This is a genomic window from Aquabacterium sp. T101, assembly GCF_057219775.1.
The window spans coordinates 1-18,421 of the sequence record NZ_JBXVVZ010000011.1 but is presented as its reverse complement, the minus strand read 5'-3'; the positions used below and the strand labels follow the sequence as shown (position 1 = coordinate 18,421).

Genomic DNA, 18,421 nt, shown 5'->3' with positions numbered 1-18,421 from the left:
ACCAAACTTCGCCGCCAGCACCGACGTGATCGCCGCCGTCAGCGTCGTCTTGCCATGGTCCACGTGACCAATCGTGCCCACGTTCACGTGCGGCTTCGTGCGTTCGAACTTGCCTTTTGCCATTTTGAGAATCTCCGAGAAAAGAACAGAGCCAGTGGAGGTTTAAGGTCTTCCCGCATCGCACCGCCACTGGCAGCGGTGCCCCGGGGCGGGAAGACCGCGCGCGTTACTTGCTGCTGCGCGCCGTGATGATCGCGTCGGCCACGTTCTTCGGGGCCTCGGCGTAGTGCTTGAATTCCATCGTGTAGGTGGCCCGACCCTGCGACATCGAGCGCAGCGTGGTCGAGTAGCCGAACATTTCCGACAGCGGAACCTCGGCCTTGATGACCTTGCCGCCGCCGGGCATGTCGTCCATGCCCTGCACCATGCCGCGGCGGGACGAGAGGTCGCCCATGACCGAGCCGGCGTAGTCCTCGGGCGTCTCCACCTCGACGGCCATCATCGGCTCGAGCAGCACGGGGCTGGCCTTGCGGCAGGCGTCCTTGAAGCCCAGCGAAGCGGCCATCTTGAACGCGTTCTCGTTGGAGTCCACCTCGTGGTACGAGCCGAAGGTCAGCGTGACCTTGACGTCCACCACCGGGTATCCGGCCAGCACGCCGCCGGGCAGCGAGTCTTCCACGCCCTTCTTGACGGCCGGGATGAATTCGCGCGGCACCACGCCGCCCTTGATGGCGTCGACGAACTCGAAGCCCTTGCCCGGCTCCTGCGGCTCGACCGTGAACACGACGTGGCCGTACTGGCCCTTGCCGCCGGACTGGCGCACGAACTTGCCTTCGACGTCGGTGGCGGTCTTGCGGATCGTCTCGCGATAGGCCACCTGCGGCTTGCCCACGTTGGCTTCCACGCCGAACTCGCGCTTCATGCGGTCGACGATGATCTCCAGGTGCAGCTCGCCCATGCCGGAGATGATGGTCTGGCCGCTCTCCTCGTCGGTGCGCAGGCGGAACGACGGATCCTCGGCCGCGAGGCGACCCAGGGCCACGCCCATCTTCTCCTGGTCGGCCTTGGTCTTGGGCTCGACGGCCTGGCTGATCACCGGCTCCGGGAACACCATCTTCTCGAGCGTGATCACCGATTCCGGGTCGCACAGGGTCTCGCCCGTGGTCACGTCCTTCAGGCCCACGCAGGCGGCGATGTCACCGGCCAGGATCTCCTTGATCTCCTCGCGCTGGTTGGCGTGCATCTGCAGGATCCGGCCGATGCGCTCCTTCTTGCCGCGGATCGGGTTGTAGACCGAGTCGCCGCTCTTGAGCACGCCGGAATAGACGCGCACGAACGTGAGCTGGCCGACGTACGGGTCGGTCATCAGCTTGAACGCGAGCGCGGCGAACTTCTCGCCGTCGTCGGCCTTGCGCGACACGACCTTCTCGTCCTCGTCGGTGCCCGGCACCGGGGGGATGTCCACCGGCGACGGCATGAACTCGATCACGGCGTCGAGCATGCGCTGGACGCCCTTGTTCTTGAACGCCGTGCCGCAGAGCATCGGCTGGATCTCGGTGGCGATCGTGCGCGTGCGGATGCCGAGCTTGATCTCGTCCTCGGTCAGCTCGCCCGACTCGAGGTACTTGTTCATCAGGTCTTCGCTGGCCTCGGCCGCGGCCTCGACCATGTTCTCGCGCCACTTCTGCGCGTCCGCCTGCAGTTCCGCCGGGATGTCGACGTACTCGAACTTCATGCCCTGCGAGGCCTCGTCCCAGATGATCGCCTTCATCTTGATGAGGTCGATCACGCCGGTGAAGTTCTCCTCGGCACCGATGGGAATCACCACCGGCACGGGGTTGGCCTTCAGGCGCGCCTTCATCTGGTCATAGACCTTGAAGAAGTTCGCGCCGGTGCGGTCCATCTTGTTGACGAACGCCAGACGCGGCACCTTGTACTTGTTGGCCTGGCGCCAGACGGTCTCGGACTGCGGCTGCACGCCGCCCACGGCGCAGTACACCATGCAGGCGCCGTCGAGGACGCGCATGGAACGCTCCACCTCGATGGTGAAGTCCACGTGCCCCGGGGTGTCGATGATGTTGATGCGGTGCTCGGGGAAGGACAGGTCCATGCCCTTCCAGAAGCAGGTGGTCGCGGCCGACGTGATCGTGATGCCACGCTCCTGCTCCTGCTCCATCCAGTCCATCGTGGCCGCGCCGTCGTGCACCTCGCCGATCTTGTGGTTCACACCCGTGTAGTAGAGGATGCGCTCGGTGGTGGTGGTCTTGCCGGCATCGATGTGCGCGGAGATACCGATGTTGCGGTAGCGCTCGATGGGGGTCTTGCGGGCCATGGTGGGACTCCAAATGCAGGGGCCGCCGGCGGGTTAGAGAAAACCCGTAGGCGGCCGCAGGAACAGGGTTTAGAAGCGGAAGTGCGAGAACGCCTTGTTGGCCTCGGCCATGCGGTGGACTTCGTCGCGCTTCTTCATCGCGCCGCCGCGGCCTTCGCTGGCCTCGAGCAGTTCGTTGGCCAGGCGCGCGGCCATGGACTTCTCGCCACGCTTGCGCGCCGATTCCTTCAGCCAGCGCATGGCCAGCGCCACTCGACGGACGGGACGAACTTCCACGGGAACCTGGTAGTTCGCACCGCCGACGCGACGGGACTTGACCTCGACCATCGGCTTCACGTTGTTCAGCGCGGTCAGGAAGATCTCGAGCGGGTCCTTGCCGGCCTTCTTCTCGACCTGGTCGAGAGCGCCATAGATGATGGCTTCGGCCACGGCCTTCTTGCCGGACTCCATGATGACGTTCATGAACTTGCTGAGATCGACCGAGCCGAACTTCGGGTCCGGCAGGATCTCGCGCTTGGGTACTTCGCGACGACGCGGCATGGGAATGCTTCCTTGTGTTGCTTCAGTTGACGCGGGGCTCTCGCTCCGCGCCGCGAAGGGCCATCGGACCCTTCACTTACTCGACCTGGCGGCGGGACTGCCTCAGGCCTTCTTGGGGCGCTTGGCGCCGTACTTCGAGCGGGACTGCTTGCGATCCTTGACACCCTGCAGGTCCAGCGAGCCGCGCACGATGTGGTAGCGCACGCCCGGCAGGTCCTTCACGCGGCCGCCGCGCACGAGCACCACGCTGTGCTCCTGCAGGTTGTGGCCTTCGCCGCCGATGTAGGAGATGACCTCGAAGCCGTTGGTCAGGCGCACCTTGGCGACCTTGCGCAGCGCGGAGTTCGGCTTCTTCGGCGTGGTGGTGTACACGCGCGTGCACACGCCACGGCGCTGCGGGCTGTTCTGCATCGCAGGCGACTTGGATTTCGTGACCTCGGCCTCACGGCCGTGGCGCACGAGCTGATTGATGGTGGGCATGGTGGGTGACTTGTTCCCGTTTGAAGTCAGACCTGGGTTCGGCAACTGCCGAAGCTCCTTCGGAGTTCTTCCGGAAGAAGCGAAAGCGCCCGCTACCCCGCTTGTGCGACTGGCACAACTTGGGCAACGAGCGCAGCACGAACTGCCGAAAAGCCCGCGATTATATTCACGGGCAGCACCTGCCGCAAGCCGCGCCGTCGATGCACGCCCTGGATCACTCTCCGAAGCCTGCGCTCACATCCGCCAATGGGCTCGTGGTGCTGGATACCAACGTGGTGCTGGACTGGCTACTGTTCGCCGATCGGCAGGGCCTGCCCTGGGGCAACGCGGTGGAACAGGGACGCCTGACCTGGATCGCCACCGCCCTGATGCGCGACGAGTTTGCCCACGTGCTCTCGCGCGGTCTGGCTGCCGCCCGGGGCGCCGACGCGCCGGCCCTGCTCGACGCCTGGGACCGCCTGGCCACGCCGGCGCCGCCGGCCCCCGTGGCGAGCCTCGCGTGCGCCGATCCGGACGACCAGAAGTTCCTCGACCTGGCCCTGCATGCCGGCGCGCCGTGGCTCGTGACGCGGGACCGGCACCTGCTGCGACTCGGAGGCCGCGCCCTCGCCCGCGGGGTGCGCATCCTGAAGCCGGACGACGGCGCGAAGGACACCCGCCTCGCCGCGCTGCTGCAGGCGTGACGCCGCCGCAGCCGACGGCGCTCAGGCCGCGCCGCCGCGCACCAGACGGCGCCACAGCTCGGGCTGCTCGGCCTCGATCCGCGCCAGGTCCTGCACCGCATGCGCATGGCCCTGGCGGGCGATGTCCTCGATGCGCGACCACTGCAGCATGCCGACCTTGAACAGCGGCGGATTGAACACCCAGTCCGCGCCTGCCCGTGCCTGGTCGCGGCGCGACGCGCTGTACAGGATGGTGACGTTCATCAGGTAGCCCGGCAGCGACGGCAGCCGGTACCGGCGGCGGCGGCGCGGGCGCAGCCGGTCCAGGGCCAGCTGCCACCAGCTCGGCATGCGGTCGAACGGCAGCTTGCGGGCAATGGTCTGGGACAGGTCCACCCCGATGACGGTGCCGATGCCGCGGCGGCCGCGCATCACGTCGACCGGGAAGTTGTTGAAGGTGCCGCCGTCGCACAGCAGGTCGCCGTCGCGGATCACCGGCGGCAGCGCGCCGGGAATGGCGATGCTGGCCAGCAGCGCCGGCAGGATCGGCCCGCTCGACAGGCGCTCCTCGCGCGCCTGGGTGTAGTTGGTGGCGACGCAGAAGAAGGGCTTCCACAGGTCCTCGATCGCCGCTTCGCGCCCCAGCAGCCAGACCAGCGCCTTGCCGACGACGCGACGCAGCTGCTGCCCGCGGATCAGCGAGATCAGTGGCAGCGGGTTGAAGTCGCCGGTGGGATTGAGCGCGAAGGCCCGGCGGGCCACGTCCTGCACGCGTTCGAGCGGCTCGTCGCTGGCGGCGAGCAGGGCCATGACGGCACCCATGCTCGTGCCGCCGACGGCGTCGACCTCGATGCCGCGTTCGTGCAGCGCGCGCAGCACGCCCAGGTGGGCGAAGCCGCGCGCCCCGCCGCCGGCCAGCACCAGGCCCACGGCCGTGCGGCTCTGCAGCCGGGCCAGGCGCGCCAGGTCCGCGTCACGGTCGAGCCGCACGTGCAGCAGATCGGCCACGGGCCGCCGGCGCAGCCAGGCGGTGGCCGCGCCCACCGGCGCCGCCGCCGGGCCATGCAGCAGCACGAGCACCTGGGCCGCCCCGGCCCGCGCGGGCCGGCCGTCGAGCAGCGCCGACTCGCTGTCATGCACCGCGACCGGGTCGTCGGCCGCGGCGACCAGCAGGATCTCGTCGGCGTGACGCAGGCACAGCCGGGTCCACGCGGTCGGGCCGCCGTCGGCCAGCAGCAGCACGAAGTCGTGCTCGGACTCGACCTCGTCGAGCCAGATCGCGACACGGCGCCGGTCTTCATGCCCGTCGCCGGCCGGCGCGTCCGGCGCTGAGCCCAGGGCCTGCGCCGCTGCGGCGGCGTCCAGGCTTCGGACCCTGCCGTGCGCACCGAGGGCCGCCTCGAAGCGCGCGGCGAAGGCCGCGGCGTCGACGCCGGGGCTCACCGGCACCAGCGCCATGGTGACGGGCCGCTCGGTTCGCGCCCGCGACGGCACCTCGCGCATGCGGCCGATGAGCTGGCGCGCCAGCGCGGCCGACGCGCCGGGATGACGCTCGATCAGGGCGTCGAACCCGGCCTTGCTCAGGCGCACGAGCACGCTCTCGCGCAGGGCCACGACCGAGGCCGATCGGGGCTCGCCGGTGAACAGGCTCATCTCGCCGATCACCTGACCGCGCGACATCTCGCGCAGCAGCCGCTCGCTGCCGTCGGGCAGGCGCTCGAAGGCCCGCAGCCGGCCACTGACCGAGATGTAGAGCGAGTCCCCAGCGTCGCCCTGCTCCATCAGCACCTGACCGCCCGCGAGTTCGACCCACTCGAGGTGCTCGCGCAGCAGGCGCAGGGTGGGCTCGTCCAGCTCCCCGAAGCACGACTGCAGCAGGCGCTGCAGCAGCGGCTCGAGATGGGTGTGGCGGTGTTCGACGGGGACCGGCGGTGTGCGGGACGGCAAGACGGTGGGCGTTCGGGATGGCAGATCGCCGGAGCGCACGAATGTATCCGCCGCCCTGCCGCCGGACACCTAGGGCCGACTAGAAGTGACAAGGGCGGCCCCTGGCCGCCCTTGTGCATGGATGAAGCGGAAGACCCGCGTCAGCCCTGCTCCCCGGCCGCCTCGGCCGCCCCCGCCGCGGTGTCCGCGTCGACGGCCGCCAGCTGGGCGGCGGCCAGTTCCTCGGCCTCCTGCAGCGCGATGGCACGGCGCTCGGACTCGTCCATCTCCTCCTTGGCCTTGCGTGCCTTGTGGAAGGCCATGCCGGTGCCCGCGGGAATCAGGCGGCCGACGATGACGTTTTCCTTCAGGCCGCGCAGCTCGTCGCGCTTGCCCATGATCGCGGCCTCGGTCAGCACGCGCGTGGTCTCCTGGAACGACGCCGCCGAGATGAAGCTGTCGGTCGACAGCGACGCCTTGGTGATGCCCAGCAGCAGGTCGTGGTACGTGGCCACGGTCTTGCCTTCGCTGCGCAGGCGGTCGTTGGTGTCCAGAAGCTCCGAGCGCTCGACCTGCTCGCCGCTGATGTAGTTGCTGTCGCCCGGGTTGGCGATCTGCACGCGGCGCAGCATCTGGCGGACGATCACCTCGATGTGCTTGTCGTTGATCTTCACGCCCTGGAGGCGGTAGACGTCCTGCACCTCGTCGACGATGTAGCGCGCCAGTTCCTCGATGCCCAGCAGGCGCAGGATGTCCTGCGGATCCGCTGCGCCGTCGACGATCAGCTCGCCCTTGTTCACCACCTGGCCCTCGTGCACCAGGATGCTCTTCTCCTTGGGCACGAGCTGCTCGTGGACGTTGCCGTCCGGGTCGGTGATCTGCAGGCGAACCTTGCCCTTGGTCTCCTTGCCGAACGACACGGTGCCGGTGATCTCCGCCAGCGTGCCGGCGTCCTTCGGGCTGCGCGCCTCGAACAGCTCCGCCACGCGCGGCAGACCGCCCGTGATGTCGCGGGTCTTCTGACCTTCGACCGGGATGCGCGCAAGCACCTCGCCGGTGGACAGGTCCTGGCCGTCGCGCACCTGGATCAGCGCGCCCACCGGGAAGCCGATCGTCACCGAGTGGTCGGTGCCGGGGATCTTCACCTCGTGGCCGGCGGCGTCGAGCAGCTTGACCTGCGGACGCACCACCTTGGTCGCGCCGCGGCGCTTCGGGTCGATGACCACCAGCGTCGACAGGCCGGTGACCTCGTCGACCTGCTTGGCCACGGTGACGCCTTCCTCGACGTTCTCGAACTTCGCGCGACCGGCGAATTCCGTGATGATCGGGCGGGTCAGCGGGTCCCAGGTGGCCAGCACGGTGCCGGCCTTGAGCTGCTGGTCGGGCTTGACGCCCAGCGTCGCGCCGTACGGCACCTTGTGGCGCTCGCGCTCGCGGCCGTGCGGGTCGAGCACGATGATCTCGCCCGAGCGGGAGATGACCACCAGTTCGCCCTTGCCGTTGCTCACGTAGCGCATCGTCGGGTTGAAGCCGATGTGGCCGTCCGACTTGGCTTCCACGCTGTTGGCCACCGCCGCACGCGACGCCGCACCACCGATGTGGAACGTGCGCATCGTCAGCTGCGTGCCCGGTTCGCCGATGGACTGCGCGGCGATCACGCCGACCGCCTCGCCCACGTTGACCCGGCCGCCACGGCCGAGGTCGCGGCCGTAGCACTTGGCGCAGATGCCGTAGCGCGTGTCGCAGGTCAGCGGCGTGCGCACCTTGACCTCGTCCACGCCGGCCGCCTCGATGGCGTCCAGCGCGTCCTCGTCGAGCATCTGGCCCGCGCCGATGATCACCTGCTGCGTCTCGGGATGCAGCACCTCGACCGCGGCCACGCGGCCCAGGATGCGGTCGCGCAGCGACTCGATCACCTCGCCGCCCTCGACCAGCGCGCGCGTGGCGAAGCCGTGCTCGGTGCCGCAGTCGTCCTCGGTCACCACGAGGTCCTGCGTCACGTCGACCAGGCGGCGCGTCAGGTAGCCCGAGTTCGCGGTCTTCAGCGCCGTGTCCGCGAGGCCCTTGCGGGCGCCGTGGGTGGAGATGAAGTACTGCAGCACGTTCAGGCCTTCGCGGAAGTTGGCCGTGATCGGCGTCTCGATGATCGAGCCGTCCGGCTTGGCCATCAGGCCGCGCATGCCCGCCAGCTGGCGGATCTGGGCGGCCGAGCCGCGGGCGCCGGAGTCGGCCATCATGTAGATGGAGTTGAACGACTCCTGATCGACTTCCTTGCCGTGGCGGTCCGTCACCTTCTGCTTGGCGAGCTGGCTCATCATCACGCGGCCGACCTCGTCACCGGTCTTGCCCCAGATGTCGACGACCTTGTTGTAGCGCTCGCCGGCGGTCACCAGGCCCGAGACGTACTGCTGCTCGATCTCCTTGACCTCCTTCTCGGCACGCTCGATCAGGCCGTGCTTTTCCTTCGGCACCAGCATGTCGTCGATGGCGATCGAGATGCCCGCGCGCGTGGCCAGCTTGAAGCCGCTTTGCAGCAGCTTGTCGGCGAAGACCACGGTCTCCTTCAGGCCGCACTTGCGGAAGGACACGTTGATCAGCTTGCTGATCTCCTTCTTCTTCAGCGCCTTGTTGATGTTGGCGAACGGCAGGCCCTTGGGCAGGATCTCCGACAGCAGCGCGCGGCCCACGGTGGTGTCCACCAGCTTGGTGCCTGGCACCCATTCGCCGTCGGCGCCCTTGGCGTACTCGGTCAGGCGCACGGCCACCTTGGCTGTAATCTCGACCTGGCCGTTGTCCAGCGCGCGGATTACCTCGGCGATGTCCGAGAAGATCATGCCCTCGCCCTTGGCGTTGATGCGCTCGCGGGTGGCGTAGTACAGGCCCAGCACCACGTCCTGCGACGGCACGATCGACGGCTCGCCCGAGGCCGGGAACAGCACGTTGTTGGACGCGAGCATCAGCGCCCGCGCTTCCATCTGCGCCTCGATGGACAGCGGCACGTGGACGGCCATCTGGTCGCCGTCGAAGTCGGCGTTGAAGGCCGCGCACACCAGCGGATGCAGCTGGATCGCCTTGCCCTCGATCAGCACCGGCTCGAACGCCTGGATGCCCAGGCGGTGCAGCGTCGGCGCACGGTTCAGCAGGACCGGGTGCTCCTTGATCACCTCTTCGAGGATGTCCCACACCACGGGGGTGCCGGCCTCGACCTCCTTCTTCGCCGCCTTGATGGTGGTGGCGATGCCCATCGCCTCCAGGCGCGAGAAGATGAAGGGCTTGAACAGCTCCAGCGCCATCAGCTTGGGCAGGCCGCACTGGTGCAGCTTGAGCGTCGGGCCCACGGTGATGACCGAGCGGCCCGAGTAGTCGACGCGCTTGCCCAGCAGGTTCTGGCGGAAGCGGCCGCTCTTGCCCTTGATCATGTCGGCCAGGGACTTGAGCGCGCGCTTGTTGGCACCCGTCATGGCCTTGCCGCGACGGCCGTTGTCCAGCAGCGAGTCCACCGCCTCCTGCAGCATGCGCTTCTCGTTGCGCACGATGATCTCGGGCGCCTTCAGCTCGAGCAGGCGCGCCAGGCGATTGTTGCGGTTGATGACGCGGCGGTACAGGTCGTTCAGGTCGCTCGTGGCGAAGCGGCCGCCGTCCAGCGGCACCAGCGGACGCAGGTCCGGCGGCAGCACCGGCAGCACGTCCATCACCATCCACTGCGGCTTGATGCCCGACTTCTTGAAGGCCTCCATGACCTTCAGGCGCTTGCTGTTCTTCTTGATCTTCAGCTCGCTGCCGGTCATGTCGTTGCGAAGCTTGTCGATCTCGACGTCGAGGTCGATCTCCTCGAGAAGCTTCTTCACGCCCTCGGCGCCCATCAGCGCGACGAACTCCTCGCCGTACTCCTGGCGCTTAGCGTCGTAGTCGTCCTCGCTCATGATCGAGAACTTCTTCAGCGGCGTCATGCCCGGGTCGACGACGACGTAGGCCTCGAAGTACAGCACGCGCTCGATGTCGCGCAGCGTCATGTCGAGCACCAGGCCCAGACGCGACGGCAGGCTCTTGAGGAACCAGATGTGCGCGCAGGGCGCGGCCAGGTCGATGTGACCCATGCGGTCGCGACGCACCTTGGTCTGCGTCACTTCCACGCCGCACTTCTCGCAGATCACGCCGCGGTGCTTCAGGCGCTTGTACTTGCCGCACAGGCACTCGTAGTCCTTGATCGGCCCGAAGATCTTGGCGCAGAACAGCCCGTCACGCTCCGGCTTGAAGGTCCGGTAGTTGATCGTCTCGGGCTTCTTCACCTCGCCGAACGACCAGCTGCGGATCTTCTCCGGGGAAGCCAGGCCGATCTTGATGGCATCGAAATGCTCATCCGGGGTGAACTGCTTGAAAAGGTCGAGTAGTCCCTTCATGGTCTTGATCCTTTTCCTTCCTTAGTTGCGCTCGAGCTCGATGTCGATACCGAGCGAACGGATTTCCTTGACCAGCACGTTGAACGACTCGGGCATGCCCGCCTCGATGGCGTGCTCGCCCTTGACGATGTTCTCGTACACCTTGGTGCGGCCGTTCACGTCGTCCGACTTCACGGTCAGCATCTCCTGGAGCACGTAGCTGGCGCCGTAGGCTTCCAGCGCCCAGACCTCCATCTCGCCGAAGCGCTGGCCGCCGAACTGGGCCTTGCCACCCAGCGGCTGCTGGGTCACCAGGCTGTACGGGCCCGTGGAGCGGGCGTGCATCTTGTCGTCCACCAGGTGGTGCAGCTTGAGCACGTGCATGTAGCCCACGGTGACGGGCCGCTCGAACGCCTCGCCGGTGCGGCCGTCATGCAGCGTGGCCTGGGTGCGCGTCGCCGTCAGGCCCTTGGCCTTGGCGATGTCGTCCGGATAGGCCAGCTTGAGCATCGAGCGGATCTCGTCCTCGGAGGCGCCGTCGAACACCGGGGTCGCGAAGGGCACGCCCTTGGCGAGGTTGCCGGCCATCTCGAGAACGTCCTCGTCGCTGAGCTTGTCCAGCGATTCGGTCTTGCCGCCGGACTGGTTGTACAGCCCGTCCATGAAGCTGCGCAGCTCGGCCACGCGCGCCTCGTTATGCAGCATCTCGCCGATGCGCAGGCCGATGCCCTTGGCGGCCCAGCCCAGGTGCACCTCGAGCACCTGGCCCACGTTCATGCGCGAAGGCACGCCCAGCGGGTTGAGCACGATGTCGCACGGCGTGCCGTCGGCCATGTAGGGCATGTCCTCGACCGGAACGATCTTGGACACGACGCCCTTGTTGCCGTGGCGGCCGGCCATCTTGTCGCCGGGCTGCAGGCGGCGCTTGACGGCCAGGTACACCTTGACCATCTTCAGCACGCCCGCGGGCAGCTCGTCGCCCTGCGTGAGCTTCTTGCGCTTCTCCTCGAACGCGAGGTCGAAGCTGTGGCGCGTCTGCTCGAGCGAGTTCTTGATGCTCTCGAGCTGGTTGGCCAGGTCCTCGTCCGCCGGGCGGATGTCGAACCAGTGGTACTTCTCGACGCTGGCGAGGTAGTCCTTGGTGATCGCGGTGCCCTTGGCGATCTTCTGCGGGCCGCCGTTGGCCACCTTGCCGACGAGCAGCTTGGCGATGCGGTCGAAGGCGTCGGCCTCGACGATGCGCAGCTGGTCGTTCAGGTCGAGGCGGAAGCGCTTGAGCTCGTCGTCGATGATCTGCTGGGCGCGCTTGTCGCGCTGGATGCCCTCGCGGGTGAACACCTGCACGTCGATGACCGTGCCCATGGTGCCCTGCTCGACGCGCAGCGACGTGTCCTTCACGTCGCTGGCCTTCTCGCCGAAGATCGCGCGCAGCAGCTTCTCTTCCGGCGTGAGCGTGGTCTCGCCCTTGGGCGTGACCTTGCCGACCAGCACGTCGCCGGGGTTGACCTCGGCGCCGATGTAGACGATGCCGCTCTCGTCCAGGCGGGCGAGCTGCTGCTCCGACAGGTTCGGGATGTCGCGGGTGATTTCCTCGGCGCCGAGCTTGGTGTCGCGCGCCATCACCACCAGCTCCTCGATGTGGATCGAGGTGTAGCGGTCCTCGGCGACCACGCGCTCGGAGATGAGGATCGAGTCCTCGAAGTTGTAGCCGTTCCAGGGCATGAACGCGACCAGCATGTTCTGGCCGAGCGCGAGCTCGCCCAGGTCCGTGCTGGCGCCGTCGGCGATCACGTCGCGCGCGCCCACCTTGTCACCGCGCTTGACGATCGGGCGCTGGTGGATGTTGGTGTTCTGGTTGCTGCGCTGGTACTTGATCAGGTTGTAGATGTCGACGCCCACCTCGCCGGCCACCGTCTCGTTGTCGTTGACGCGGATGACGATGCGGTTGGTGTCCACGTAGTCGACCACGCCGCCGCGGCGGGCGGTGACCACGGTGCCGGAGTCGACCGCGGCCACGCGCTCGACGCCGGTGCCGACGAAGGCCTTCTCCGGGCGCAGCGTCGGCACGGCCTGGCGCTGCATGTTGGCGCCCATCAGCGCGCGGTTCGCGTCGTCGTGCTCCAGGAAGGGCACGAGCGAGGCCGCCACCGACACGATCTGCGCCGGCGCCACGTCCATGTACTGCACGCGCTCGGGCGAGGTCAGCACCGACTCGCCCATCTCGCGCGCGCTGACCAGCTCGTCGGTCAGGCGACCGTCCTTGTCCAGCGTGGCGTTGGCCTGGGCGATGACGTACTTGCCTTCCTGGATGGCGGACAGGTAGTCGATCTGGTTGGTGACCTTGCCGTCCACCACGCGGCGGTACGGGGTCTCGAGGAAGCCGTACTCGTTGAGCTGCGCGTACAGCGCCAGCGAGTTGATCAGGCCGATGTTCGGGCCTTCCGGCGTCTCGATCGGGCAGACGCGGCCGTAGTGCGTGGGGTGCACGTCGCGCACCTCGAAGCCGGCGCGCTCGCGGGTCAGGCCGCCCGGGCCCAGCGCGGAGACGCGACGCTTGTGCGTGATCTCCGACAGCGGGTTGGTCTGGTCCATGAACTGCGACAGCTGGCTGGCACCGAAGAACTCCTTCAGCGCCGCGGAGATCGGCTTGGAGTTGATCAGGTCATGCGGCATCAGCGGCTCGGCCTCGGCCTGGCCCAGACGCTCCTTCACGGCCTTCTCGATGCGCGCCAGCCCCGAGCGGTACTGGTTCTCGGCCAGTTCGCCCACGCAGCGCACGCGCCGGTTGCCCAGGTGGTCGATGTCGTCCACCTCGCCGCGGCCGTTGCGCAGCTCGACGAGGATCTTGACGACGTCGAGGATGTCCTCGTTGGACAGCGTCATCGCGCCCTCGGCCGACTCGCGGCCGACGCGGGCGTTGAACTTCATCCGGCCCACGCGCGACAGGTCGTAGGTGTCCGGGTTGTAGAACAGGCGGCCGAACAGGGCCTGCACCGCGTCTTCCGTCGGCGGCTCGCCGGGGCGCATCATGCGGTAGATGGCCACGCGCGCGGCCAGCTCGTCGGCGGTCTCGTCAGAGGCCAGGGTCTGGCTGATGTAGCCGCCCTCGTCGAGCTCGTTGGTGTAGATGCACGACAGCTCCTTGATGCCGGCGGCGCGCAGCTTCTTCAGCAGCGCCTCGGTGAGCTCGTCGTTGGCCTTGGCCACGATCTCGCCCGTCTCCGGGTCGACCATGTTCTTGGCCACCACGCGGCCGACGAGGAAGTCCTCGGGCACGGTGATGAAGGTGGTGCCGCTCTGCTCGAGCTGGCGCACATGCTTGGCGGTGATGCGCTTGTCCTTCTCGACCACCACGTTGCCGCTCTTGTCGGTGATGTCGAATCGCGCGACCTCGCCCTTCAGGCGCTCGGGCACGAACTCCATCTGCGCACCGGCGTCCATCAGGCGGAACTGGTCGTTGACGAAGAAGTGGGCCAGGATCTGCTCGGGCGCCAGGCCGATGGCCTTGAGCAGGATCGTCACCGGCATCTTGCGGCGACGGTCGACGCGGAAGTAGAGGATGTCCTTCGGGTCGAACTCGAAGTCGAGCCAGGAGCCGCGGTACGGAATGATGCGGGCCGAGAACAGCAGCTTGCCCGAGCTGTGGGTCTTGCCCTTGTCGTGCTCGAAGAACACGCCGGGCGAGCGGTGCAGCTGGCTGACGATGACGCGCTCGGTGCCGTTGATGATGAACGAGCCGTAGTCGGTCATGAGCGGCACTTCGCCCATGTAGACCTCCTGCTCCTTGATCTCCTTGACCGTCTTGGCCTGCACGGCCTCGCGGTCATAGATGATCATCTGCAGCTTGGCGCGCACCGCCGCCGAGTACGTCAGACCGCGCTGCTGGCACTCGCGCGTGTCGAAGGCCGGCTTGGCCATGTTGTACTCGATGAACTTCATCTCCACGTACCCGTTGTGCGACACGATCGGGAAGGCGGAAAGGAAGGCAGCCTGCAAGCCCTCGGGCTTGCGCTTGGACGGCGGGACGTCCTTCTGGAGGAAGGCGACGTAGCTGTCCTGCTGCATCGTCAGCAGGTAGGGGACGTCGAGAACGCTGTCGCGCGTGCCGAAGCTCTTGCGGATCCGCTTGCGCTCGGTGTAGCTGTAGTTCGAGGAGGATGCTTGCGCCATTGAAGAACACTCCGTGTTCGAAGACGCGCACCTGGGCCCTTGGCACGCGCTCCGCGGCGACTGCGCTCAGGTCTTGCACCTGATAGCTTGGTGGCTGGCCTCTACCAGCCGCTGGCGGACAACCGGGGCATTGCACCCCAGCCCGACCAAACCGGTTCCCTGCAGTCGGATCAGGAAACACTGCGATGCCCCTGGGCATCGCGCTGTTCCCGTCGCGGCGGGCGGCGGCCTGCGCCACCACCCGCCCCTGACGATTACTTCAGCTCGGCCTTGGCGCCGGCGTCTTCCAGCTTCTTCTTGGCGGCTTCGGCGTCGGCCTTGGCCACGCCTTCCTTGACGGGCTTCGGAGCGCCGTCGACCAGGTCCTTGGCCTCCTTCAGGCCCAGGCCGGTGATCTCGCGCACGGCCTTGATCACGCCGACCTTGTTCGCGCCGGCTTCCAGCAGCACGACGTTGAACTCGGTCTTCTCCTCGGCCACCGGGGCGGCGGCGCCGCCACCACCCGCGGCCGGAGCGGCCATCGAAGCGGCGGACACGCCGAACTTCTCCTCGATCGCCTTGACCAGGTCGTTGAGTTCCATCACCGACATGCCGTCCAGGGCGGTCAGGAATGCGTCTTTGTCGAATGCCATTTGGGGTTCCTCGAAAACTTGAATGCGTTGAATGATTTGTCGACGTCAGGCGGCGGCAGCAGCGCCCTCGCCCTTCTTCGCGGCCAGCGCGGCCACCACGGCGGCCATGCGCTGCACCGGGCTCTTCAGCAGGCCGGCGACCTGCGACAGCAGGACTTCCTTGCTCGGGATCGAGGCCAGCGCCTTCACGCCGTTGGCGTCCAGGGCCTTGCCCGCGTACGCACCTGCCTTGATGACGAGCTTGTCGTTGCCCTTGGCAAAGTCGGCGATGACTTTGGCCGCGGCGACGGCGTCCTCGGAAAAGCCGTAGATCAGCGGGCCGGCCATGGACTCCGCGGCCACCTCGAACGGCGTGCCGGCGACGGCGCGACGGGCCAGCGTGTTCTTCAGGACATGAAGATAGACGCCCTTGGCCCGCGCATCGACGCGCAGCTTGTTCAGGTGTTCCACGGTGAGGCCACGGTACTCGGCCAGCGCCAGCGTCTGCGAACGCGCGACTTGCGCGGCCACATCCGCCACCACGGCAGCCTTCTCGTTGCGATTGAGACTCAAGGTCTGCTCCTCACACACACGTGCCTTTCGGCACACCCAGCGACCTTGCTGCCTCGGAACCGTTCACGCATTCCTTCGACAGCGGGGACGCCATCTGCGCTGGCTTCGGGCTTGCGCCCTTGCTTAGGAGGCTTTCGCCTCGCCAGCGGTCTTTGACGGCCCGGCAGCGGTTGCCCGCTGCCGGCCCACCAATTCCTACGTACTACTGCTGCGGCGCGGCGGCCGCGCTGATCGTCGACACGTCGACGCGCGCGCCCACGCCCATGGTCGAGCTCAGGGCCACCTTGCGCAGGTAGATGCCCTTGCTCGACGACGGCTTGGCCTTGTTGAGGGCGTCCACCAGGGCCAGCAGGTTGCCCTGCAGCTTGTCGCTGGCGAACGAACGGCGGCCGATCGTGGCGTGCACGATGCCGGCCTTGTCGACACGGAACTGCACCTGGCCGGCCTTGGCGTTCTTCACCGCGGTGGCCACGTCCGGCGTCACGGTGCCGACCTTCGGGTTCGGCATCAGGCCGCGCGGGCCCAGCACCTGGCCCAGCGTGCCGACGATGCGCATCGTGTCCGGCGACGCGATCACCACGTCGAAGTCCATCTTGCCGGCCTTGATCTCGGCGGCGAGGTCGTCCATGCCGACGATGTCGGCACCGGCGGCCTTGGCCTCCTCGGCCTTGGCGCCCTGGGCGAACACCGCCACGCGCTTGGTCTTGCCGGTGCCGTTGGGCATCACGACGGCGCCGCGGACCACCTGGTCGCTCTTCTTGGCGTCGATGCCCAGCTGCACGGCGACGTCGATCGACTCGTCGAACTTCGCGGTCGCGTACTGCTTGACCAGCTCGAGCGCGTCGCCCAGCGGGTAGAGCTTGTTGCTGTCGACCTTGCCGGCCAGCGCCTTCTGCTTCTTGGTGAGCTTGGTCATGGTCAGACTCCTTCCACCGTCACGCCCATCGAGCGGGCGGAACCGGCGATCGTGCGCACCGCGGCGTCGAGGTCGGCCGCGGTCAGGTCCTTCATCTTCATCTTGGCGATGTCCTCGACCTGCGCCCGGGTCAGCTTGCCGACCTTCTCGGCGTGGGGCTTGCCGGAACCCTTCTCCAGCTTGATCGCCTTCTTGATCAGCACGGTGGCCGGAGGCGTCTTGAGGATGAAGGTGAACGACTTGTCCGCGTAGGCGGTGATCACCACCGGCAGCATCAGGCCCGGTTCCATCCCCTGGGTCTGCGCGTTGAACGCCTTGCAGAACTCCATGATGTTCAGGCCGCGCTGACCCAGCGCGGGGCCGACCGGCGGCGACGGGTTCGCCTTGCCGGCGGGGATCTGCAGCTTGATGAAGCCGACGATCTTCTTTGCCATTTGGCACTCCTTGCGAGTTCAAGCGCCGTCGGGCCTCAGGCCGTCCGGCTCCTCGTCACTTCAGCCCTGATTGCGATGCCGTTCCCCGGGGCCGTGGCGGGGAGGGCGGGAAAAACTCAGACCTTCTCGACCTGCGCGAAGTCCAGTTCCACCGGGGTGGAACGGCCGAAGATGGTGACGCTGACGCGCACCTTGGACTTCTCGTAGTTGACTTCCTCGACGTTGCCGTTGAAGTCGGTGAACGGACCGTCCTTCACGCGCACCGGCTCGCCCACCACCCACTCGACCTTCGGCCGAGGCTTCTCGATGCCTTCCTGCATCTGGTTGACGATCTTCATGACCTCGGCCTCGGAGATCGGGGCCGGGCGGTTCTTGGCGCCGCCGACGAAGCCGGTGACCTTGCTGGTGTGCTTCACCAGGTGCCAGGTCTCGTCGTCCATCAGCATCTCGACGAGCACGTAGCCCGGGAAGAAGCGGCGCTCGGAGACGGACTTCTTGCCGTTCTTCAGCTCGACCACTTCCTCGGTGGGCACCAGGATGCGGCCGAACTTGGCCTGCATGCCGGCGCGGTCGATGCGCTCGCGCAGGTTGCGCTCGACGGCCTTTTCCATGCCCGAATAGGCGTGCACCACGTACCAGCGCAGCGGGTTGGCGGCGGACTCGGCGGCGGGAGCCATTTGGGTTTCGCTCATCTCGGTCGTTCCTTCAGCGCTTCCAACCCAGGATCAGGTCGTACAGCACCCACTCCAACGTCTTGTCGGTCAGCCACAGGAAGAGCGCCATCACGACGACGAAGGCGAACACGTAGCCCGTCATCTGCAGTGCTTCCTTGCGGGCGGGCCAGACCACCTTGCCCACTTCGCGCCACGAGTCGCGGCCGAAGGCCAGGAACTGCTTGCCGGCCTCGGCGGTGAAGAAGGTGGCCACCGCGGCCACCAGCAGCACGGCCAGCGCGACCCAGCGCACCCAGGCATCGGCCTTGACGACGTAGAAGGCCACCACCGCGCCGACAGCCAGCAGCACGGCCACGGCCAGCTTGGCCTTGTCCGCGCCGGTGGACACGGTTTCGACTTGAGGGTTGCTTCCGGTAGTCATTGCGTTTCGAGCCGCCTCCATCGGCGGCAAAGCCCGCGCGCGGTTTTCACCGCTTGCGGGCCGTTGAGTGGAGTGGAATCCGTGAGGTGGCAGGGGCAGAGGGGATCGAACCCCCGACCTTCGGTTTTGGAGACCGACGCTCTGCCAGTTGAGCTATGCCCCTGCGCTGAACCTTTACTCCATGATCTTGGCGACGACGCCGGCGCCGACGGTGCGGCCGCCTTCGCGGATCGCGAAGCGCAGGCCCTCTTCCATCGCGATCGGCGCGATCAGCTTGACCGTGATGCTGACGTTGTCGCCAGG

15 protein-coding genes and 1 tRNA gene are annotated in these 18,421 nt (G+C 67.4%); 1 reads left to right on the top strand and 15 read right to left on the bottom strand.

Annotation, left to right across the window (positions count from 1 at the left end):
- The 4 genes from AC2EAQ_RS18650 to rpsL form a co-directional block, all read right to left on the bottom strand.
- A partial coding sequence (locus AC2EAQ_RS18650) for a GTP-binding protein (protein WP_484645942.1) occupies positions 1 to 123 on the bottom strand: 123 nt, incomplete at its 3' end.
- A gap of 103 nt (positions 124 to 226) precedes the next feature.
- The gene (gene fusA, locus AC2EAQ_RS18645) at positions 227 to 2,332 is read right to left on the bottom strand and encodes an elongation factor G (RefSeq protein WP_484645941.1); all 2,106 of its coding nucleotides are present in this window, start codon (positions 2,330 to 2,332) and stop codon (positions 227 to 229) included.
- Between the two features lie 69 nt (positions 2,333 to 2,401).
- Positions 2,402 to 2,872 carry a 30S ribosomal protein S7 gene (gene rpsG / locus AC2EAQ_RS18640; RefSeq protein ID WP_484645940.1) on the bottom strand — a complete coding sequence of 157 codons (471 nt, stop codon included), beginning with the start codon at positions 2,870 to 2,872 and terminating at the stop codon, positions 2,402 to 2,404.
- 102 nt (positions 2,873 to 2,974) lie between these two features.
- Entirely contained in the window at positions 2,975 to 3,352 is a 378-nt protein-coding gene (gene rpsL / locus AC2EAQ_RS18635) for a 30S ribosomal protein S12 (protein WP_484645939.1), read from the bottom strand.
- 119 nt (positions 3,353 to 3,471) lie between these two features.
- Between rpsL and AC2EAQ_RS18630 the strand changes: the two genes are divergently transcribed.
- Positions 3,472 to 4,035, top strand: coding sequence for a PIN domain-containing protein (locus tag AC2EAQ_RS18630; protein WP_484645938.1), 564 nt, complete (start codon positions 3,472 to 3,474; stop codon positions 4,033 to 4,035).
- 21 nt (positions 4,036 to 4,056) lie between these two features.
- Here AC2EAQ_RS18630 and AC2EAQ_RS18625 read toward each other — a convergent pair whose 3' ends face one another.
- The 11 genes from AC2EAQ_RS18625 to AC2EAQ_RS18575 form a co-directional block, all read right to left on the bottom strand.
- The gene (locus AC2EAQ_RS18625) at positions 4,057 to 5,961 is read right to left on the bottom strand and encodes a patatin-like phospholipase family protein (RefSeq protein ID WP_484645937.1); all 1,905 of its coding nucleotides are present in this window, start codon (positions 5,959 to 5,961) and stop codon (positions 4,057 to 4,059) included.
- 140 nt (positions 5,962 to 6,101) lie between these two features.
- Complete coding sequence (gene rpoC / locus AC2EAQ_RS18620; RefSeq protein WP_484645936.1) at positions 6,102 to 10,340, bottom strand: DNA-directed RNA polymerase subunit beta'; 4,239 nt, start codon at positions 10,338 to 10,340, stop codon at positions 6,102 to 6,104.
- Positions 10,341 to 10,361: 21 nt separating this feature from the next.
- Positions 10,362 to 14,489 carry a DNA-directed RNA polymerase subunit beta gene (rpoB, locus tag AC2EAQ_RS18615; RefSeq protein ID WP_484645935.1) on the bottom strand — a complete coding sequence of 1,376 codons (4,128 nt, stop codon included), beginning with the start codon at positions 14,487 to 14,489 and terminating at the stop codon, positions 10,362 to 10,364.
- Positions 14,490 to 14,743: 254 nt separating this feature from the next.
- A complete protein-coding gene (gene rplL, locus AC2EAQ_RS18610) occupies positions 14,744 to 15,121 on the bottom strand; it encodes a 50S ribosomal protein L7/L12 (protein WP_484645934.1) in 378 nt (125 codons plus the stop codon).
- 45 nt (positions 15,122 to 15,166) lie between these two features.
- Positions 15,167 to 15,673 (bottom strand): 50S ribosomal protein L10, encoded by a 507-nt coding sequence (rplJ, locus tag AC2EAQ_RS18605; protein WP_484645933.1) that lies wholly within the window; start codon positions 15,671 to 15,673, stop codon positions 15,167 to 15,169.
- A 202-nt stretch (positions 15,674 to 15,875) separates the two neighbouring features.
- Positions 15,876 to 16,589, bottom strand: a complete 714-nt coding sequence (gene rplA, locus AC2EAQ_RS18600) for a 50S ribosomal protein L1 (RefSeq protein ID WP_484645932.1) — start codon at positions 16,587 to 16,589, stop codon at positions 15,876 to 15,878.
- A gap of 2 nt (positions 16,590 to 16,591) precedes the next feature.
- Entirely contained in the window at positions 16,592 to 17,023 is a 432-nt protein-coding gene (gene rplK, locus AC2EAQ_RS18595; RefSeq protein WP_484645931.1) for a 50S ribosomal protein L11, read from the bottom strand.
- Between the two features lie 116 nt (positions 17,024 to 17,139).
- Complete coding sequence (nusG, locus tag AC2EAQ_RS18590; protein ID WP_484645930.1) at positions 17,140 to 17,715, bottom strand: transcription termination/antitermination protein NusG; 576 nt, start codon at positions 17,713 to 17,715, stop codon at positions 17,140 to 17,142.
- Between the two features lie 13 nt (positions 17,716 to 17,728).
- Positions 17,729 to 18,118 (bottom strand): preprotein translocase subunit SecE, encoded by a 390-nt coding sequence (secE, locus tag AC2EAQ_RS18585; protein WP_484645929.1) that lies wholly within the window; start codon positions 18,116 to 18,118, stop codon positions 17,729 to 17,731.
- 87 nt (positions 18,119 to 18,205) lie between these two features.
- A tRNA-Trp gene (locus AC2EAQ_RS18580) sits at positions 18,206 to 18,281 on the bottom strand.
- Positions 18,282 to 18,292: 11 nt separating this feature from the next.
- On the bottom strand, positions 18,293 to 18,421 hold a 129-nt coding region (locus tag AC2EAQ_RS18575; RefSeq protein ID WP_484642797.1), incomplete at its 5' end, for an EF-Tu C-terminal domain-related protein.

Excerpts from the sequence above, each read along its gene's own strand:
- fusA (WP_484645941.1), bottom strand. The coding sequence starts at position 2,332 with ATGGCCCGCAAGACCCCCATCGAGCGCTACCGCAACATCGGTATCTCC.
- rpsG (WP_484645940.1), bottom strand. The coding sequence starts at position 2,872 with ATGCCGCGTCGTCGCGAAGTACCCAAGCGCGAGATCCTGCCGGACCCG.
- rpsL (WP_484645939.1), bottom strand. The coding sequence starts at position 3,352 with ATGCCCACCATCAATCAGCTCGTGCGCCACGGCCGTGAGGCCGAGGTC.
- rpoC (WP_484645936.1), bottom strand. The coding sequence starts at position 10,340 with ATGAAGGGACTACTCGACCTTTTCAAGCAGTTCACCCCGGATGAGCAT.
- rpoB (WP_484645935.1), bottom strand. The coding sequence starts at position 14,489 with ATGGCGCAAGCATCCTCCTCGAACTACAGCTACACCGAGCGCAAGCGG.
- rplL (WP_484645934.1), bottom strand. The coding sequence starts at position 15,121 with ATGGCATTCGACAAAGACGCATTCCTGACCGCCCTGGACGGCATGTCG.
- rplA (WP_484645932.1), bottom strand. The coding sequence starts at position 16,589 with ATGACCAAGCTCACCAAGAAGCAGAAGGCGCTGGCCGGCAAGGTCGAC.
- rplK (WP_484645931.1), bottom strand. The coding sequence starts at position 17,023 with ATGGCAAAGAAGATCGTCGGCTTCATCAAGCTGCAGATCCCCGCCGGC.
- nusG (WP_484645930.1), bottom strand. The coding sequence starts at position 17,715 with ATGAGCGAAACCCAAATGGCTCCCGCCGCCGAGTCCGCCGCCAACCCG.
- secE (WP_484645929.1), bottom strand. The coding sequence starts at position 18,118 with ATGACTACCGGAAGCAACCCTCAAGTCGAAACCGTGTCCACCGGCGCG.